Origin of the sequence: Alkalitalea saponilacus (assembly GCF_900168165.1) — a bacterium.
GTDB classification, from domain to species: domain Bacteria; phylum Bacteroidota; class Bacteroidia; order Bacteroidales; family Marinilabiliaceae; genus Natronoflexus; species Natronoflexus saponilacus.
On record NZ_FUYV01000086.1, the window covers coordinates 1 to 1,316 of the forward strand.

General features: G+C 36.6%; 1 protein-coding gene. It reads left to right on the top strand.

From position 1 onward, the window contains the following. Positions 1-123 precede the first annotated feature (123 nt). Positions 124-1,287, top strand: a complete 1,164-nt coding sequence (locus B5X70_RS17735; protein WP_079559237.1) for an IS4 family transposase — start codon at positions 124-126, stop codon at positions 1,285-1,287. The last annotated feature ends 29 nt before the right edge of the window (positions 1,288-1,316 follow it).

A 1,316-nucleotide genomic window follows, 5' to 3' on the forward strand; every position in this document is an offset into this window, starting at 1 on the left:
CATTACTGTCCCATTAAAATCTAAAAAAGCTCTTTGAAAAGTTTGAAATTTAGTTAGTTGCGGACGTTTTTCGAGCGAACGGACTTGAATTTTTAGTTTTGCATCAGATTAATCTGATTGCATATGTATCAAGACAAATACGTTTTCGCTCAACTGGTCTCGTTTCTGAATAGAAGCAAATTCAATCGTATTGTTGCCAAATACAAAGGAGACAAATATGTAAAACATTTCACTTGTTGGAACCAACTGCTTTCTCTGATGTTCGGGCAATTAACAAATCGTGAAAGTCTTAGAGATTTGATTGTTGCACTTGACGCTCATCACTCCAAATCTTATCATTTAGGCTTGGGCAAGAATGTTTCAAAATCATCTCTGGCCAGAGCCAACCAAGACAGAGACTATCATATCTTTGAAGAGTATGCTTACTATCTGGTAAACGAAGCCAGACAGAAACGAGTTGCTGACATCTTCAAGCTTGAAGGTAATGTCTATGCTTTTGATTCAACGACGATTGACTTGTGCCTTTCGATATTCTGGTGGGCGAAGTTTCGTAAGAAAAAAGGTGGAATCAAAGTGCATACATTATATGATGTGGAGACACAGATACCAGCATTTTTCCATATCACGGAAGCTTCTGTCCACGACTCAACAGCAATGAAAGAAATCCCTTATGAACCAGGCTCATATTACATATTTGACCGTGCATATAATCACTTCAAGATGTTGTATAAGATTCATCAAATCGGAGCTTTCTTCGTTGTAAGGGCAAAAAAGAATCTTCAATACAAGATAATCAGATGGAAACGAAGATTGTCCAAGAACGTACTTTCAGATCTAACAATTGAATTGACAGGTTTTTATCCTAAACAATACTATCCGGAATATCTTAGATTGGTCAAATATTGGGATGAAGAACAAAAGCGTGAGTTTGTATTCTTCACCAATGCGTTGCACATTTCTGCACTTCAAGTTGCTGACCTTTACAAGAACCGCTGGCAAGTCGAGCTTTTCTTCAAGTGGCTAAAGCAACATCTAAAAGTCAAGAAATTCTGGGGAACTACTGAAAATGCTGTTCGAATTCAAATCTACGCTGCGATGTGCACTTATTGTTTGGTAGCAATCGTCCAAAAAGACATGCAACTTAACAGAAGTACATATGAGGTTTTGCAGATATTGAGTATATCTTTAACAGATAAAACTCATCTTCGAGACCTATTTGAGAGAACTAAATTTCAATATGACAAAGAACGTTTTAGACTTAATGAGCCAAATTTGTTTAATTTTTAATAACGTCCCAATTTTAATGGGACACTAGT

Coding starts and splice junctions, on each gene's coding strand:
- B5X70_RS17735 (WP_079559237.1), top strand. CDS start 124: ATGTATCAAGACAAATACGTTTTCGCTCAACTGGTCTCGTTTCTGAAT.